Genomic DNA, 14751 nt, shown 5'->3' on the forward strand with positions numbered 1-14751 from the left:
AGGCGGGCCTTTTGATGAGGATTTGGTCGGAGAGACAGGATTCGAACCTGCGGCCTTCTCGTCCCGAACGAGACGCGCTACCTGGCTGCGCTACACTCCGATGAAGGAAATCCTACTGCATACTTTTTTTGCACGCAAGCCCTTGTTGTTAAAAGGGCCTTTGCAAAAAACAGGCTGCGATCAGAGCTCTTTGACGGTGCGGATCTGGTCCTTGTTCAGGCGCGTGCGCTTGCCGTCCAACTGCTCGAATTCGTAGAAACCGGAGTCTTCATCATACTTCGGTGTGTCGGTGGCCTGGATTTCGCGACCGTCGTTCAGGGTAATGACGGTTGGCGATGCGCAGCCAGCGAGGGCGCCCAGGCCCAAGGCGAGCAGGAAGGCGGGTAGGGTCCGTTGAATCATCGTGTTTCTCCAGTGCGATGGTGCTAGATGACATTAAGACGCAGGGTGTCCACGCAAGTTCCGTCTACAGTGCAGCATAGCGGCAAACCTGTGGCATTGATCGAGGGCAAGGGCCACGGGCGTCAAGCTGTGATGGGCGCGTGCTGTGTTATAACTGCGGCCATCCCATCTTCTTGTGACGGACCCCCATGAAAGCCAAGGCAGATACCCCCTTCGTGCCGCTGAACATCGCCGTGCTCACAGTCAGCGACACCCGCACCTTCGACACCGATACCTCCGGCCAGATGTTCGTCGACCGCCTGAGCGCGGCTGGCCATCGCCTGGCCGAGCGCGTGCTGCTCAAAGACGACTTGTACAAGATTCGCGCCCAGGTCGCCACCTGGATTGCCGATGACAGCGTGCAGGTGGTGCTGATCACCGGCGGCACCGGCTTTACCGGCCGCGACAGCACGCCCGAGGCCGTGGCCTGCCTGCTGGACAAGCAGGTAGAAGGTTTTGGTGAGCTGTTCCGGCAGATTTCCGTGGCCGACATCGGCACCTCCACCGTGCAGTCCCGCGCCCTGGCCGGGCTGGCCAACGGCACCCTGGTGTGCTGCCTGCCGGGTTCGACCAACGCGGTGCGCACCGGTTGGGACGGTATCCTCGCCGAGCAGCTGGATGCCCGCCATCGCCCGTGCAACTTCGTGCCGCACCTGAAGCAGGCAGCGGCCTGCGACAGCCGTGGCTGAGGTTACCCAGGCCCGGCCGCTGATGCCGGTAGAGCAGGCCTTGGAGCAGCTGCTGGCATTGGCCGAAGCGGCACCTATCCGTGACACCGAGAACCTGCCACTGGCCGAGGCCGAAGGCCGTGTGCTGGCCACCCACCTGGTGGCTTCGCTCGACCTGCCGCCTTGGCCGAACAGCGCCATGGACGGTTACGCCCTGCGCCTGGCCGACTGGCAGGCCGAACCACTGCCGGTCAGCCAGCGGATTTTCGCCGGCCATGCGCCGCAGCCGCTGCAGCCGGGTACCTGCGCACGCATCTTCACCGGGGCACCGCTGCCCGAAGGTGCCGACTGCGTCGAAATGCAGGAAAACACCGAAGTGGCGGAGGATGGGCGGGTACGCTTTCTCGAAGCGCTGAAGACCGGGCAGAACATTCGTCCCCAGGGCCAGGAAACCCGCAAGGGCGAACAGGTGATGAGCGCCGGCACCCGGCTTGGGCCGATCGAGCTGGGCCTGGCCGCGACCTTGGGCCACGGCCGGCTGGATGTGGTGCGCAAGGTGCGGGTGGCGGTGTTGTCCACTGGTGACGAACTGGTCGAACCTGGCCTGCCGCTGGGGCCGGGGCAGATCTACAACAGTAACCGCCGACTGCTGGTCAGCTGGTTGCAGCGGCTGGGCTGCGAGGTGGTTGATGCGGGGATCCTGCCGGATGACCTGGCACGTACCCGCACCTGCCTGGCTGAACTGGGCGATGTCGACCTGATCCTGTCCACCGGCGGTGTCTCGGTGGGTGAGGCCGACTACCTCGGTGCCGCCCTGCGCGAAGCCGGCGAGCTGGCCTTGTGGAAGCTGGCGATCAAGCCGGGCAAGCCGCTGACCTTCGGCCACTTCCAGGGCGTGCCGGTAATCGGCCTGCCGGGTAACCCGGCCTCGACCCTGGTCACCTTCGGCCTGCTCACCCGGCCCTACTTGTTGCGGCGTCAGGGCGTGACCGATGTTACGCCGTTGCGCTTTGACATGCCGGCCGGCTTTGACTGGCCCAGGGCTGGCACGCGCCGCGAGTACCTGCGCGCCCGCATCGAGCAAGGCCAAGTGCGCATCTACAAGAACCAGAGTTCGGGCGTACTGCGCAGTGCGGCCTGGGCCGAGGGGCTTGTAGAAGTGCGTGAAGGCAGTACACCGAAGCAGGGTGACAGCGTGCCCTTCATTCCCTTCAGCGAACTACTTGGCTGAGCGGCCCAGCCAGGCACTGGCCAGCGGCGCGGCCTCGACCGGTGCCGCCAGGGCCAGGCGCATGTGCACGTTCTCCAGTTGCTGGGCGGCCACGCTCCAGTCGTGGCGCTGGCGGGCAAACTGGCGCCCGGCGTCGCTCAACTGGCTCATGCGCCAGGGCTGGTTGAGCAACTGGGTGATCAGCAGCGCCAACTGGTCGCCATCCTCACTGCCCAGGTAGTGCTCACCGTTGTTCGCGGCCAGGCCTGAAACGCCCTTGCCGGTGGTGATTACCGGCAAGCCGGCGGCCATCGCTTCGAGGATTTTTACCTTGGAGCCACCGGCATAGCGCAGTGGTGCGAAGAACAGTGCCGAGCGCCGCTGCAGTTCACGCAGGTCGGGGCGGTAGCCGAACCATTCGATGCGCGGGTCGTTCCAGTGCAGTTTCCAGCTGGCCGGCATGGCATGCCCGGCAATCGCCAGGCGCACCGCCGGGTTGCTCATCCAGACCTGCGGCATGATGTCTTCCAGCGCCCATTCGATGGCCTCCAGGTTGGCGCCATACTCGAAGTTGCCAACGAACAGCAGGCGCTGGCTGTGCAGCGCGGGTTGCACGTGCTGGTAGAAATCACAGTCCACGCCATTGACCACCACGTTCACCGGGCGCCCGCTGATCTGCGCGATCAATTCGGCATCGTGGGCGCTGACTGCCACCAGTTCGGTGGGTTGGCGCAATACCCGCTGTTCCCAGCGTCGATAGCGCCAGCGGTCGAAGGCGTTGAGCGGGCGCAGCCATAGCGGCAGGCGATCGTGGCTGGCGCCACCCATCACCGATTCCAGGGTGTGCTCGCTGAGCATGTACGGCAGTCCGCGTGCCTGCAGGGCCTTTTCGAAGGGCTGGAAACTGTAGCTGTGCTCGATCTGGATCACGTCCCAGGGCTCGTCCAGCAATTGCTCGAAGCGGTGCCGCAGGCAAGGGGCCAGACCATTGATAATTGCCCGCATGGGGTAAACGATAATCGGCGAGGCCAGCAGGTTGAGCGGGCTGTGCAGGGGCCGTCGGGGCAGCACGATCAGGCGCTCGAGCAGCGGCTCCAGGGCCTCGCGGGCGGCATCGTCGAGGGGGATCTTCGATTGCACCAGCAGGGTAATCCGGTGGCCCCGCTGTGCCAGTGCGCGTATCAGGTGGTATTGCCGGGTCTTGCTGCCGCTGGTGGTTGGCCAGGGCAGGTACGGCAGTGTCCAGAGAATGCGCATGACCCGGAATCCTCGCTAAAGGCTGCGGATAGCAAGACGCGCCCGTGGGCAGCAGTGGTAGAACCACTGCCGGGGGCGCGTCCGTGGCAATAAAGTGTATTTGCTGAGCATAGCCGTGCATTGCCAGGCGTGTGGGAAAAGACCGGCCTACGCAATTAAATACTGGGAGCGGCCTGCTATTTTTTCGGGCGCATGCAACGATCCGCGACTGCAAAGGGTCGAGATCTGGGTTGATCACTTCACGGAGGCGCGCACATGCAAGGGCGCAAGGCAATGCTGATCCTGCACGGCAAGCAGGCCATGAACGAAGACGTGCGCAGCGCCGTGCATGGCCTGCGCGACAGCGGCTGGGTGCTGGATGTGCGGGTCACCTGGGAGGCCGGTGACGCCCAGCGCCTGGTCACCGAGGCGCTGGCCGCCGGCTACGACCACATCGTCGCCGGAGGCGGGGATGGCACGCTGCGTGATGTCGCCGAGGCCATGGGGCTGGCAGGTACCCAGGCCAGCCTGGCGTTGTTGCCGCTGGGCACAGCCAACGATTTTGTCAAGGCCGCCGGCATACCCCTGGAGCCTGCCACGGCCCTGGCCTTGCTAAACATATCCGCACGGCCAATAGACCTGGGCCAGGCCGGCGACCAGTTGTTCCTCAACATGGCCACGGGCGGTTTTGGCAGCCAGGTCACGGCCAGTACCTCCGAAGACCTGAAGAAAGTACTGGGCGCGGCCGCCTACCTGTTCACCGGGTTGTCACGCTTCAGCGAACTGCAGGCCGCCTCGGTAGAGCTGCAAGGGCCAGGCTTCGACTGGCAGGGTGACCTGCTGGCGCTGGGGATCGGCAATGGCCGCCAGGCCGGGGGTGGGCAAGTGCTATGCCCCGAGGCCCTGGTGAACGACGGCTTGCTCGATATCGCCATCCTGCCGGCACCTCAGGAGATGGTCGGGACGTTGCGTGAGCTGTTGGCCGGTAACGGTCTGTTCGTCAGGGCCAGGTTGCCCTGGGTGGAGATCAAGTGCTCGCAGGGGCTGGACATCAACCTCGATGGCGAGCCAGTGCAGGCCGAAAAGTTACGCTTCCAGGCCAAGCCCGCTGCATTGCGGCTACACCTGCCAGAGGGGTCTCCGTTGCTCAGTCGTCCAGGCTGATGATTTTCTCGCGCACGGCGAACAGCACCAGGCCGGCCACGTCATGGATTTGCAGGCGTTTCATTACTTGCGAGCGGTGGGTTTCCACTGTCTTGATCGACAGGCCCAGGCCGGTGGCGATTTCCCGGGTGGACTTGCCACGCACGATCAGGCGCAGGATCTCCAGCTGTCGCGCCGTGAGATTATGCCGCTCGCCAGCTGGTTGCTTGCCCTGCCTGGTGTGCAGCAGCGCCTGGTTGATGACCGTATGAGCGACGGCTGGGCTGAGATAGCGCTCGCCGTTGCGCACCGCGGCCAGGGCCTGTTCCAGCTCGGTGGCGCTGGTGTCCTTGAGCAGGTAGCCGTGGGCGCCACTTTCCAGTGCCCGCATGATCAGGTCCGGGTCGGTGTGCATCGACAGGATCAACACTTTGCAGGTGCTGCCGCTGGCGCGTAGTTGGGTGAGGGCGTCCAGGCCGCTGGTCGAGCGCATGGAGATGTCCAGCAAGACTATGTCCGGCGCCAGCGTGCGCACCTGTTCGAGCAACTGGCTGCCGTCGTCGGCTTCACCGATCACGTCATAGCCGGGAATATCGCACACCAGTGCGCGCACACCGGCGCGAATCAGCGAGTGGTCGTCTACCAGCAGCAGTCTACAGGTCATGGGTTGCAGTGCTCCTGGCGCGTTGCTGAGTGCGCGGTGGCCATGGGAACATCGCCTCGATGTGCGTGCCCAGGCCGAGCTGGCTGGTGATGTCCAGGCTGCCCTGCAACGCGGTTACCCGCTCCTGCATACCGGCCAAGCCCCGCTGGCCTGCTTCGGCCGGTTGCCTGGCGGGCACGAAGCCGCGGCCATCGTCTTGGATTGACAGCGCCAACCCCTCGGGGGTGCGCTGCAGGCGGATGACCAGATTGCGTGCCTGGGCGTGGCGCAGCATGTTGGTCACGGCTTCCTGGGTAATGCGGAACACCGCCATGGCCACGGCCTCGTCGATGCCCCCCAGGCGCTGGTTGCATGCCAGGCTCCAGTGAACGCCGCTGTTGCCCAGGGTGCGCACCAGGTGTGCGCGCAGGCTGGCCTCCAGGCCCAGACTGGCCAACTGCCGCGGGTTGAGCAGGGCGGAGACATCGCGCACGTTGCCCAAGGTGTCATCCAGCGTGCTGCGCAGCGCGTCGCAGTGGCCTTGCAGCTCGTCGGGCATGCGCTTCTGCAGCCACTGCAGCTGCAGCTTGGCGGCGGTGAGCAACTGGCCGATGTCGTCGTGCAGTTCCCGGCTCAGGTGCTGGCGCTCGCCTTCCTGGACTTTGAGCATGCGCTCGGCCAGTTCCGCCGGGCGCAGGCTGATCGACCTGGCACCCAGGGCCAGGTGCACGGTAGCGCCCAGTGTGGCGACCAGTTGCAGCACCAGCAGGCTGGCCGGGATCACCTGATCGGCCAGGTACAGCAACAGGTTGGCGACCAGCGAGGCCATGCACAGCCCGACAGTTGCCCAGCGCAGCAGGGTAGTGCGGGAGCAGCACCGCGAAGAAGTGTTCAAGCGTGGAAACATAGGTAGGGAAGCCACTGAAGTATTGCTGATGGAGGCCTTGCACAATCCATGTCAGAGGCTTTGGAGCAGTACTTGCCTTTTTCTTTCAAACACATGATCTTGCGACCTTGCTGCTCGCAAGCGTTTTGGGGCTGCATATTACCACTTCGCAGTGCATTGGTCGCGATCGGGTAACGCCATGAAACGCCGGCGGGGCGGGCGCTGGAGGGTGGCAAAGTGCCGCTTTGCTTGATCGCGCAACAGGCACTTGCCATGGAACTTGTGTGCTGTTGATTCAACTTGGCCCCCCTCAACCTGAAAAGCCTCGAGAATTTTCCAGGTTCGGCCAGGGTGGGCCTGAATAAACGTGCCCGGCTGCATTTTGCGCCAGTTCAATAGGTGGCAGATGAGCGGCCGGAGTGCGTGCTGCCTGCCGTCTCGGAATGCGGGTGGATGCATACGCTGCCTTGCTCGTCGCAGGGTGTGCAAGGTTGTGCAAACGTTTGCTGCACGGCCTTGGCCAGTTCACCCAGCAGCACCAGCTGCTCGCCGATGTCCATGTTAAGCCGCCCGGTGCAAGGGTCGACCAGTTCCAGCTGCCAGGCTAGCAGGGTCAGGCAAGCCCCTACCGCGGGCAGGGCTTCGCGCTGCAGGCAACCGACCTGACAGGCCGGTGCCAGCAACTGCTGCAGGGCGGTGGTGTAATGGGCGATTTCGCGCAGGCCCAGATGTGCGGCCTGTCGAGCGAGGTTGTCGAGGGCATTTTCCAGGTAGTGGCAAGCATCCGGGTCGTTGTCGATCAGTTCCAGATGCTGCAGGCATTCCTGGGCCTGGGTCAGCAGTACCTGGGCATCCAGCAGGAAACCCTGCAGGGCGTTATCGAACGACAAGGCGCTGTCCATCATGATGCCCCCGCGCGTGGGGCTGGCACAGGGGACGGGCACGCCAAAACGATAGCTAGCAAAAGCCTGACTCCATTCATGCAATGAGAATGGCGTCACATTAGTGGCTAAAGGATATCGCGAACATCAGGTTTCACCCGATTGTGGCTAAGGGTTTCCCTGATAAGGGCCTCAGGTGGGGAACTTTTGCTGTCCCGCTGAATCACCCGCGCTTCCCGCAGTAAAGCATGATGGTAAAGTGATATCAATTGCCTTCACGGCATTTTCCCGCAAGGGTCAAGGTGTGCGTGAAGCCGCCGATACAGGGTGGCTGATTTCACATTTTCCGACTTAAGCCTGGGGGCTTTCCAATGGCTGGCATTCTCGACACGGTAGACCAACGCACGCAACTGGTGGGTGAGAACCGACTGGAAATCCTGATGTTTCGCCTGGCCGGCCGCCAGTTGTTCGCGATCAACGTGTTCAAAGTGCAGGAAGTGCTGCAGCTGCCCAAATTGACCCTGATGCCCCAGCGCCACGCTTTCGTCTGCGGCGTAGTCAACCTGCGCGGCCAGACCCTGCCGGTGATCGACCTGTCCCAGGCGATCGGCATGCGCCCGCTGCAGCCGGGGCCGGACAGCACCATCATCGTCACCGAATACAACCGCTCGGTGCAGGCTTTCCTGGTGGGCGGTGTCGACCGCATCGTCAACATGAACTGGGAGGCGATCATGCCGCCGCCGTCCAGCGCCGGACGCCAGCATTACCTGACGGCCATCACCAAGGTCGATGACAAGCTGGTGGAAGTGATCGACGTGGAGAAGGTGCTGGCCGAGATCGTGCCCTACAACGCCCGGGTTTCCGGCGACAAACTCGCCGATCCGGTGCTGGCCCGGGCCCGCGGCCGCGAAGTGCTGCTGGTGGACGATTCCAGCGTGGCCCTGGCGCAATTGCGCGACACCCTGTCCCAGCTGGGCGTGAAGCTGCACGTGGCCAGTGATGGCCTGAAGGCGCTGCGCATGCTCAAGGGCTGGGCCGACGCTGGAGAGGATGTGTGCGAGAAGCTGCTGATGGTGTTCACCGACGCCGAGATGCCGGAAATGGACGGCTACCGGTTGACCACCGAGATCCGTGGCGATGCCCGTTTGCGCCGGCTGTACGTGGTGTTGCACACCTCGCTGTCGGGCAGTTTCAACGAATCCATGGTGAAGAAGGTTGGCTGCGACAACTTCCTGTCCAAGTTCCAGCCCGATCGCCTGGTCGACGTGGTCAAGCAACGCCTGTTGCTGGATGCCGCTACTGCGTGATCCCGGCCCCTGCCGGGTATAAGCTTGGCGTTTTGGCATGACGCGAGGCGGCAGGGATGTTTCTCAGTGAGCTGTATCGGTACCCGGTGAAGTCCGGGCAGGCGCAACGCCTGCAGGCTTCACCGGTGGGGTTGCTGGGGTTGCAGGGCGACCGGCGCTGGATGGTGGTGGAGGAAGAAAACGGACGCTTCCTTACCCAGCGCGCCTGGCCTCATCTAGGCCAGATCAAGGCAAGTGATGATGACAGCGGCCAGTTGCTGCTGGAATCACCTGGGCAAATTCCCTTGCGGGTACCTGTGCCACCTACCGATGACGCCCTGCGCGGCGTGACCATCTGGCGCGATACCTTGCGTGTGCCGGATGCGGGCGATGCGGCGGCGGCCTGGCTCAGCCAGTTGCTGGGCAAGGCCGTGCGCCTGGTGTATTGCCCGGAGCAGCGCGCGCGTTATCTGCCCAATGGCTATGGCTTCAACAGTGACCGGGCGGCGTTCCCCGACGGTTTCCCGTTGTTGCTGATCAACCAGGGATCGCTGGAAGAACTCGACCGCCGTATCGGCCGGCCCATGGAGGTGCTTCGCTTTCGGCCCAACCTGGTGGTGCAGGGGGCCGAACCGTTTGCCGAAGATGGGTGGAAGCGGATCCGTATCGGCAGCCTGGAATTTCGCGTGCTCAAGCCCAGTGTGCGCTGCATCTTTACCACCATCGACCCGGCTACCGGCGAGCGTACCGAGGACCGCGAGCCGATGGCCACGCTCAGGACCTTCCGTGAGAAGGAGGGGGATGTGCTGTTCGGGCAGAACCTGGCAGTGGATGGCAGTGGGCGGTTGGAGGTAGGGATGAAGGTCGAAATCCTGGAGTAGCTGTGTTGCCTGTGCCGGCCTCTTCGCGGGTAAACCCGCTCCCACAGATACTGCACCGCATTCAGGACCGGTGAAATATCTGTGGGAGCGGGTTTACCCGCGAAGAGGCCGGCGCAGGCTCAGTAGCAATCACATGTCATCGAAATACCGCTCATGCCAATCCACCAGTGGCTGCGGCGAGTTCAGCTTCTGCCCATAGATCACCGAATACGACAGTACGTTCTGCACATACTGGCGCGTTTCGTCGAACGGGATCGACTCCACCCACACATCGAAGCTCAGGTGCTTGGCGCCTTTGAGCCACTGTCGCACGCGTCCCGGCCCGGCATTGTAGGCTGCCGAAGCGAGCACCCGGTTACCGTTGAACTGGCTGTGCACCTGGCTCAGGTAGGCCGCGCCCAGCTGGATGTTCTTGTCCGGGTTGAGCACCTGCGCCGGTGATGCCAGAGGGATACTGAACTTGCGCGCGGTTTCCTTGGCCGTGGCCGGCATCAACTGCATCAGGCCGCTGGCACCCACCGGGGAACGGGCATCCTCCATGAACGCACTTTCCTGGCGGGTAATGGCGAAGACCCAGCTCGAATGCAGGCCGCGGACCTTGGCCTCGCGCACCAGGGTGTCGCGGTGGGCCATCGGGAAGCGGATGTCCAGGTCGTCCCAGTACTGCGCCTGGCTGATGGTTCGAATGGCCGGGAAGTACCAGCGCAGGTCGTAGCCCAGGCGCGCCTGGGCGACCATTTCGTCGCGGGTGAAGTGTCGGCTGACGTGGTACCACTCGCGGCGGCCTTCGACGATCTGGCCACGGGCGTGGAACTCCAGGGCACGGCGGATGCCCGGGGTGTTGCGGACTTTGTTGACTAGCTGCGGGCTGAGCACCAGCGGCTTGTTGTTCAGCTGGTAAGGGGTTTGTGCCCGGTCGGCGGCGAGGAAACCGTAGAAGTCACGTTCACGCGCCACGGTCTTGTACAGCAGCGGGATCTGTGGGTTGTTCGGTTGCGCCAGCTCCAGGCTGCGCGCCTGCCAGTACTTCCAGCGGCTGCTGTTGGCCAGGTCCTGGGGCAGGCGGCGGGTCAGCTCGTAGGCGTCTTCCCAGCGGCCCAGGCGCAGCAGCAGGCGCAAGCGCCATTCGCTGACGGTGTTGTCACGCAGCTCGGGGTCGTAACGGGTCATCAGGTCGAGCGCGCGCGGGTCGTAGCGGCGCGCCAGGGTCAGGCCGATTTCGCGGGCGATGGCCACCTTCTCGTCGCGTGAAAAGTGCATGCGCTGGGCGTAGTCGTCGAGCAGCGCCATGGCCCGCTCCGGGTCCTGTCGGGCCAGGCGGCGCAGGCCGAGGCTGACTACGTCGGACATGGCTTCGTTGGCCGGGGTGAAGCGCGACGGCTGGTTGAGCAGCTCGGGTTTCTGCGCCACCTCTACTAGCAGGCGCCCCTGCGGCGCGAGGGTGGTCAGGGTCTTGACCAGGTTGTTGGCCAGGCCGTAGTTGCGCGCCTGGGCCGCCAGCTTGGTGCGTTGCCAGCGCTTGGCCTCGGTCAGTTGGCCCTCGGCCGCCCACATGCCGAACAGTGTGTCGCAGGTAGCCGGCTGCGACTTGCCGACGTTCCACAGTTTGTCGGCCGTGGCAAAACCCTCGGCGCGCAGGCCGTGGCTGAGCTGGTACTGGCCGTTGAGGCAGTCCAGTTCGGTGAAGTTGAGCTTGGGGTCGTAGTACTTGACGAAAGTGTTCCATTCGCCGCGTTCGGCCAGCCAGCGCAACCAGCGCAGTTTCATCCAGTTGGCCTGGGGCAGGTCGCCATGCTTGGCAAGGAAGCCTTCGATTTCCTGGTTGCTCGCGGTTTTCAGGCGGGCGGTGAGTTCGTCGTAGGCCAGGTAGGGCGTCAGCGGGTAGTCGCTGAGGGCCTGGGCATAGCGCAGGTATGGGCCTTTGTCGCCTTTGGCCAGCGCGCGCTTGGCCTCGTCATAGTACTGGCGTTGCAGGGTAAGATCGGCGGCCTGCGCCGCGCAGGTGGCGGCGGTGAGCAGCAGGCAGGATGCAATATGTAACAGGCGGCTGCGCATGATACGTCCGGGCAGTTGAACCATGGGGAAGTGACGGCGGAGCCAGCACTGTTGGAAGCTATTGCCTTAGCTTAGCTGTTTGCCGGCGGCGGGTGAAAGCACTGTGCTTGTATCGGGATATTAAGTTCGACCAGATGTCGCAAAGCCCTTGCCGGATGACCAGGCGGATGCCGTCGGGGGCCAAGTCAGGTAGAATGCGCGCCCGATTTATGGAGACCAACATGACCCTGCTCAAATTCAGCGATGTGTCCCTCGCATTCGGCGCCATGCCGCTGCTGGACAAAGTGTCCTGGCAGATCGCTCGTGGCGAGCGGGTGTGCATCATCGGCCGCAACGGCACCGGCAAGTCGAGCATGCTGCGCCTGGTCAAGGGCGAGCAGAAGGGCGACGACGGCGAAATCTGGCGTGCCCCGGGCCTGAAGATCGGCGAGCTGCCGCAGGAGCTGCCGGTGGCCGACGAGCGCACGGTGTTCGATGTGGTGGCCGCAGGCCTGGATGGTGTGGGCGATCTGCTGGCGCAGTTCCATCACCTGAGCCTGAACATCCAGGGTGATGAAGACCTGGAAAAACTCATGCACGTCCAGCACGAGCTGGAAGCCCGTGACGGCTGGCGCCTGCAGCAGGTGGTGGAAAGCACCCTCAGCCGCCTGCAGCTGCCGGCCGACAAGACCCTGGCCGAACTGTCCGGTGGCTGGCGCCGCCGCGTGCTGCTGGCCCAGGCGCTGGTGTCGGAGCCCGACCTGCTGCTGCTCGACGAGCCGACCAACCACCTGGACATCGGTGCCATCGCCTGGCTCGAAGAGGCCCTGCGCGGCTTCAATGGCGCGGTATTGTTCATCACCCACGACCGTTCGTTCCTGCAGAACCTGGCCACCCGCATCCTGGAACTGGACCGCGGCGGCCTGATCGACTGGAACGGCGACTATGCCAGCTTCCTGGTGCACAAGGAGGCCGCACTGGCCGCCGAGGAAACCGCCAACGCGTTGTTCGACAAGCGTCTGGCCCAGGAAGAGGTATGGATTCGCCAGGGCATCAAGGCCCGCCGTACCCGCAACGAAGGCCGCGTACGCGCACTGAAGGCCCTGCGCGTGGAGCGCAGCGAACGCCGCGAGCGCCAGGGCAAGGCCAACATCCAGATCGAGGCGGCGGAAAAGTCCGGCAAGCAGGTAATGGTGCTGGAGAACGTCAGCTTCCATCACCCGGAAGGGCCTGTGCTGGTCAAGGACTTCTCCATGGTCCTGCAGCGTGAGGACCGCATCGGCCTGCTGGGCGCGAATGGTACCGGCAAGACCACGTTGCTAAAGCTGATGCTCGGTGACCTGGAGCCGACCGCAGGCAAGGTCGAGCGCGGCACCAAGCTGGAAGTGGCCTATTTCGACCAGATGCGCCACCAACTCGACCTGGAAAAGACCGTTATCGACAACCTGGCCGAAGGCCGGGACTTCATCGAGATCGACGGCCAGAACCGCCATGTGCTGAGCTACCTGGGCGATTTCCTGTTCAGCCCTCAGCGTGCCCGTACGCCGGTAAAGGCGCTGTCGGGTGGCGAGCGTGCACGGCTGTTGCTGGCCAAGCTGTTCAGCAAGCCGGCCAACCTGCTGGTGCTTGACGAGCCGACCAACGACCTGGACGTGGAAACCCTCGAGCTGCTCGAGGAGGTGCTGTCCAACTACAAGGGCACCGTGCTGATGGTCAGCCACGACCGGGCCTTCCTCGACAACGTCGTCACCAGCACCCTGGTGTTCGAAGGCGAGGGCAAGGTGCGTGAATACGTCGGTGGTTACGAGGACTGGATTCGCCAAGGGGGCTCGCCGAAGCTGTTGGGCGTGACCGAGAGCAAGGGCGGCAAGTCCGAGCTCAACAGCGCGGTGGTGGAGAAGGTAGAGGCCAAGCCGGCGCCTGCGCAGGTTGCAGTGGTGGCTGATGGTTCGAAGAAGAAGCTCAGCTACAAGCTGCAACGTGAGCTGGAAATGCTGCCGGGGCAGATCGACGAGCTGGAGCAGCGCATGGCCGAGGCCCAGGAAGAAGTGAATGCGGCGGGCTTCTATCAGCGGCCGATTGCGGAAACCTCGGCAGTGCTGGCCAAGATCGAGAAGCTGCAGGGTGAGCTGGATGTGCTGGTGGAGCGCTGGGCCGAGCTGGAAGGCTGATCGGCGTTAGCCTGGCCCGGCCTGTTCGCGGGTGAACCCGCTCCCACAAGGACCGCACCGCTGTTGAACGCGGTGCAGTACCTGTGGGAGCGGGTTCACCCGCGAAAGGGCCGGCACCGGTTGAATCATTCCTTCTTCTGCAAGCGCACCGCCAGTACATCGCAGGGCGCCCCATGCAGCACGTCATTGGCCGTGGACCCCAGCAGCAACGCCAGGCCATGACGGCCATGGCTGCCGACCACGATCAGGTCGCACTTCTGGTCCTTGGCCAGTTGGTGAATCTCCTGGCGCGGCTGGCCATAGGTCAGGTGCGAGTCGCCGCGGTGGATGTCCGGGTATTTGTTGAACAGGCGGTCCATGCGCTCCTTGGCCTGGTCGAACTGCTGCTGTTGCAGCTGCGACAGGTCCATCGGCACGTCGCCGCCGAACGCCATGGCCATCGGCTCGACGATGTGTACCAGCGAAACCTTGGCATTCGACGGCGCGGCCAGCGCCATGGCGCGTTTGATCACCGGGTCGCATTCTTCGGTCAGGTCGACGGCGACCAGAAGATGTTCGTAGGACATGAGCGGAACTCCTGACAATCGCGATAGAAGAAGTATGGTCGCTTTCGGGCGGGTCTTCCGTGAAAAATGGCTAACCAGCTCATTTGCAACGTTTTATGGGAACTACTGATATGACGGTATTGCTGGTGGTGTCAATCCTCGCGCTGATTCTCAGCCCGCTTTCCTGGCTGCGCACCTCGCGCAAGCAGAGCGAGCAGATGAAGCTGCGCCTGGAGGCTCGGCGCATGGGTTTGGCCATGCAGCTGGCGCCGCAGCAGTGGCCGCACTGGCTGGAAAAGGAACCGCCAAGCCCGTGCCCGCAATACCACCGGGCCCGTCGCCGCGGGCATGAGGACAGCTTCAGCTTCTGGCAGATCACCCCGGGGGTGTGGTGGAACCAGTGGCGTGAGCCCTGCGAGGACCCACGCTTCATGGAGGCCTTGGCGCGCTTGCCGGCGAGTGTCTACAAGGTCGAGGCCGATGCCCGGATGATCGCGCTGTACTGGACCGAGCGGGGTGATACCGCTGTGTTGCAGGATATTGCCCACGTTCTCGAAACCCTGGCCTGAAATTTGCCTTTGCGCGGCCCCTGTGGGAGCGGGTTTACCCGCGAAAAAGGCGACTCGGTGGATGGCACCGGCTTTGCCGGTGTTCGCGGGTAAACCCGCTCCCACAGGGCCCCGCTAAGCCCTCCCATTGGTCTTCTCATCCGAAGGCAAGCACATA

The 14751-nt window shown here is 63.8% G+C and carries 14 protein-coding genes and 1 tRNA gene; 7 read left to right on the forward strand and 8 right to left on the reverse strand.

Annotation, left to right across the window (positions count from 1 at the left end):
* Nucleotides 1–23: 23 nt before the first annotated feature.
* Both KDB76_RS09330 and KDB76_RS09335 read right to left on the reverse strand, forming a co-directional pair.
* Nucleotides 24–100, reverse strand: a tRNA-Pro gene (locus KDB76_RS09330).
* Between the two features lie 80 nt (nucleotides 101–180).
* On the reverse strand, nucleotides 181–402 hold the full coding sequence (locus KDB76_RS09335) for a YgdI/YgdR family lipoprotein (protein WP_013971697.1): 222 nt from the start codon (nucleotides 400–402) through the stop codon (nucleotides 181–183).
* Nucleotides 403–590: 188 nt separating this feature from the next.
* On the opposite strand from KDB76_RS09335, the gene moaB reads away from it, so the two are divergent.
* Nucleotides 591–1130 carry a molybdenum cofactor biosynthesis protein B gene (gene moaB / locus KDB76_RS09340; protein WP_013971698.1) on the forward strand — a complete coding sequence of 180 codons (540 nt, stop codon included), beginning with the start codon at nucleotides 591–593 and terminating at the stop codon, nucleotides 1128–1130.
* 22 nt (nucleotides 1131–1152) lie between these two features.
* Nucleotides 1153–2340 (forward strand): gephyrin-like molybdotransferase Glp, encoded by a 1188-nt coding sequence (gene glp, locus KDB76_RS09345; RefSeq protein WP_044039961.1) that lies wholly within the window; start codon nucleotides 1153–1155, stop codon nucleotides 2338–2340.
* Here glp and KDB76_RS09350 read toward each other — a convergent pair.
* A complete protein-coding gene (locus KDB76_RS09350; protein WP_013971700.1) occupies nucleotides 2329–3576 on the reverse strand; it encodes a glycosyltransferase family 4 protein in 1248 nt (415 codons plus the stop codon). The genes glp and KDB76_RS09350 overlap by 12 nt on opposite strands.
* Before the next feature lie 255 nt (nucleotides 3577–3831).
* Here KDB76_RS09350 and yegS point away from each other — a divergent pair, with 255 nt between their 5' ends.
* Nucleotides 3832–4719, forward strand: a complete 888-nt coding sequence (gene yegS, locus KDB76_RS09355; protein WP_038409175.1) for a lipid kinase YegS — start codon at nucleotides 3832–3834, stop codon at nucleotides 4717–4719.
* Here the strand turns inward: yegS and KDB76_RS09360 are convergent.
* From KDB76_RS09360 to KDB76_RS09370, 3 genes are all read right to left on the reverse strand, one after another.
* Nucleotides 4703–5362, reverse strand: a complete 660-nt coding sequence (locus KDB76_RS09360) for a response regulator transcription factor (protein ID WP_013971702.1) — start codon at nucleotides 5360–5362, stop codon at nucleotides 4703–4705. The two genes, yegS and KDB76_RS09360, sit on opposite strands and share 17 nt — an antisense overlap.
* Nucleotides 5352–6248 carry a sensor histidine kinase gene (locus tag KDB76_RS09365; RefSeq protein WP_013971703.1) on the reverse strand — a complete coding sequence of 299 codons (897 nt, stop codon included), beginning with the start codon at nucleotides 6246–6248 and terminating at the stop codon, nucleotides 5352–5354. Before KDB76_RS09365 ends, KDB76_RS09360 begins: the two co-directional genes overlap by 11 nt.
* A 371-nt stretch (nucleotides 6249–6619) precedes the next feature.
* The gene (locus tag KDB76_RS09370; protein ID WP_031324484.1) at nucleotides 6620–7129 is read right to left on the reverse strand and encodes a histidine kinase; all 510 of its coding nucleotides are present in this window, start codon (nucleotides 7127–7129) and stop codon (nucleotides 6620–6622) included.
* 350 nt (nucleotides 7130–7479) lie between these two features.
* Between KDB76_RS09370 and KDB76_RS09375 the strand changes: the two genes are divergently transcribed.
* Together KDB76_RS09375 and KDB76_RS09380 are read left to right on the forward strand one after the other, a co-directional pair.
* Nucleotides 7480–8415, forward strand: coding sequence for a chemotaxis protein CheV (locus KDB76_RS09375; protein WP_013971705.1), 936 nt, complete (start codon nucleotides 7480–7482; stop codon nucleotides 8413–8415).
* Between the two features lie 56 nt (nucleotides 8416–8471).
* A complete protein-coding gene (locus tag KDB76_RS09380) occupies nucleotides 8472–9275 on the forward strand; it encodes an MOSC domain-containing protein (RefSeq protein ID WP_013971706.1) in 804 nt (267 codons plus the stop codon).
* A 129-nt stretch (nucleotides 9276–9404) separates the two neighbouring features.
* Here KDB76_RS09380 and KDB76_RS09385 read toward each other — a convergent pair whose 3' ends face one another.
* Entirely contained in the window at nucleotides 9405–11330 is a 1926-nt protein-coding gene (locus KDB76_RS09385) for a transglycosylase SLT domain-containing protein (RefSeq protein ID WP_013971707.1), read from the reverse strand.
* 221 nt (nucleotides 11331–11551) lie between these two features.
* On the opposite strand from KDB76_RS09385, the gene KDB76_RS09390 reads away from it, so the two are divergent.
* A complete protein-coding gene (locus KDB76_RS09390) occupies nucleotides 11552–13480 on the forward strand; it encodes an ATP-binding cassette domain-containing protein (protein WP_024086579.1) in 1929 nt (642 codons plus the stop codon).
* Between the two features lie 125 nt (nucleotides 13481–13605).
* Here KDB76_RS09390 and KDB76_RS09395 read toward each other — a convergent pair whose 3' ends face one another.
* A complete protein-coding gene (locus tag KDB76_RS09395) occupies nucleotides 13606–14046 on the reverse strand; it encodes a universal stress protein (protein ID WP_013971709.1) in 441 nt (146 codons plus the stop codon).
* A gap of 110 nt (nucleotides 14047–14156) precedes the next feature.
* Between KDB76_RS09395 and KDB76_RS09400 the strand changes: the two genes are divergently transcribed.
* Entirely contained in the window at nucleotides 14157–14594 is a 438-nt protein-coding gene (locus KDB76_RS09400; RefSeq protein ID WP_013971710.1) for a hypothetical protein, read from the forward strand.
* Nucleotides 14595–14751: the final 157 nt, after the last annotated feature.

Source organism: Pseudomonas sp. JS425 (assembly GCF_018223845.1).
GTDB classification, from domain to species: Bacteria; Pseudomonadota; Gammaproteobacteria; order Pseudomonadales; family Pseudomonadaceae; genus Aquipseudomonas; species Aquipseudomonas asiatica.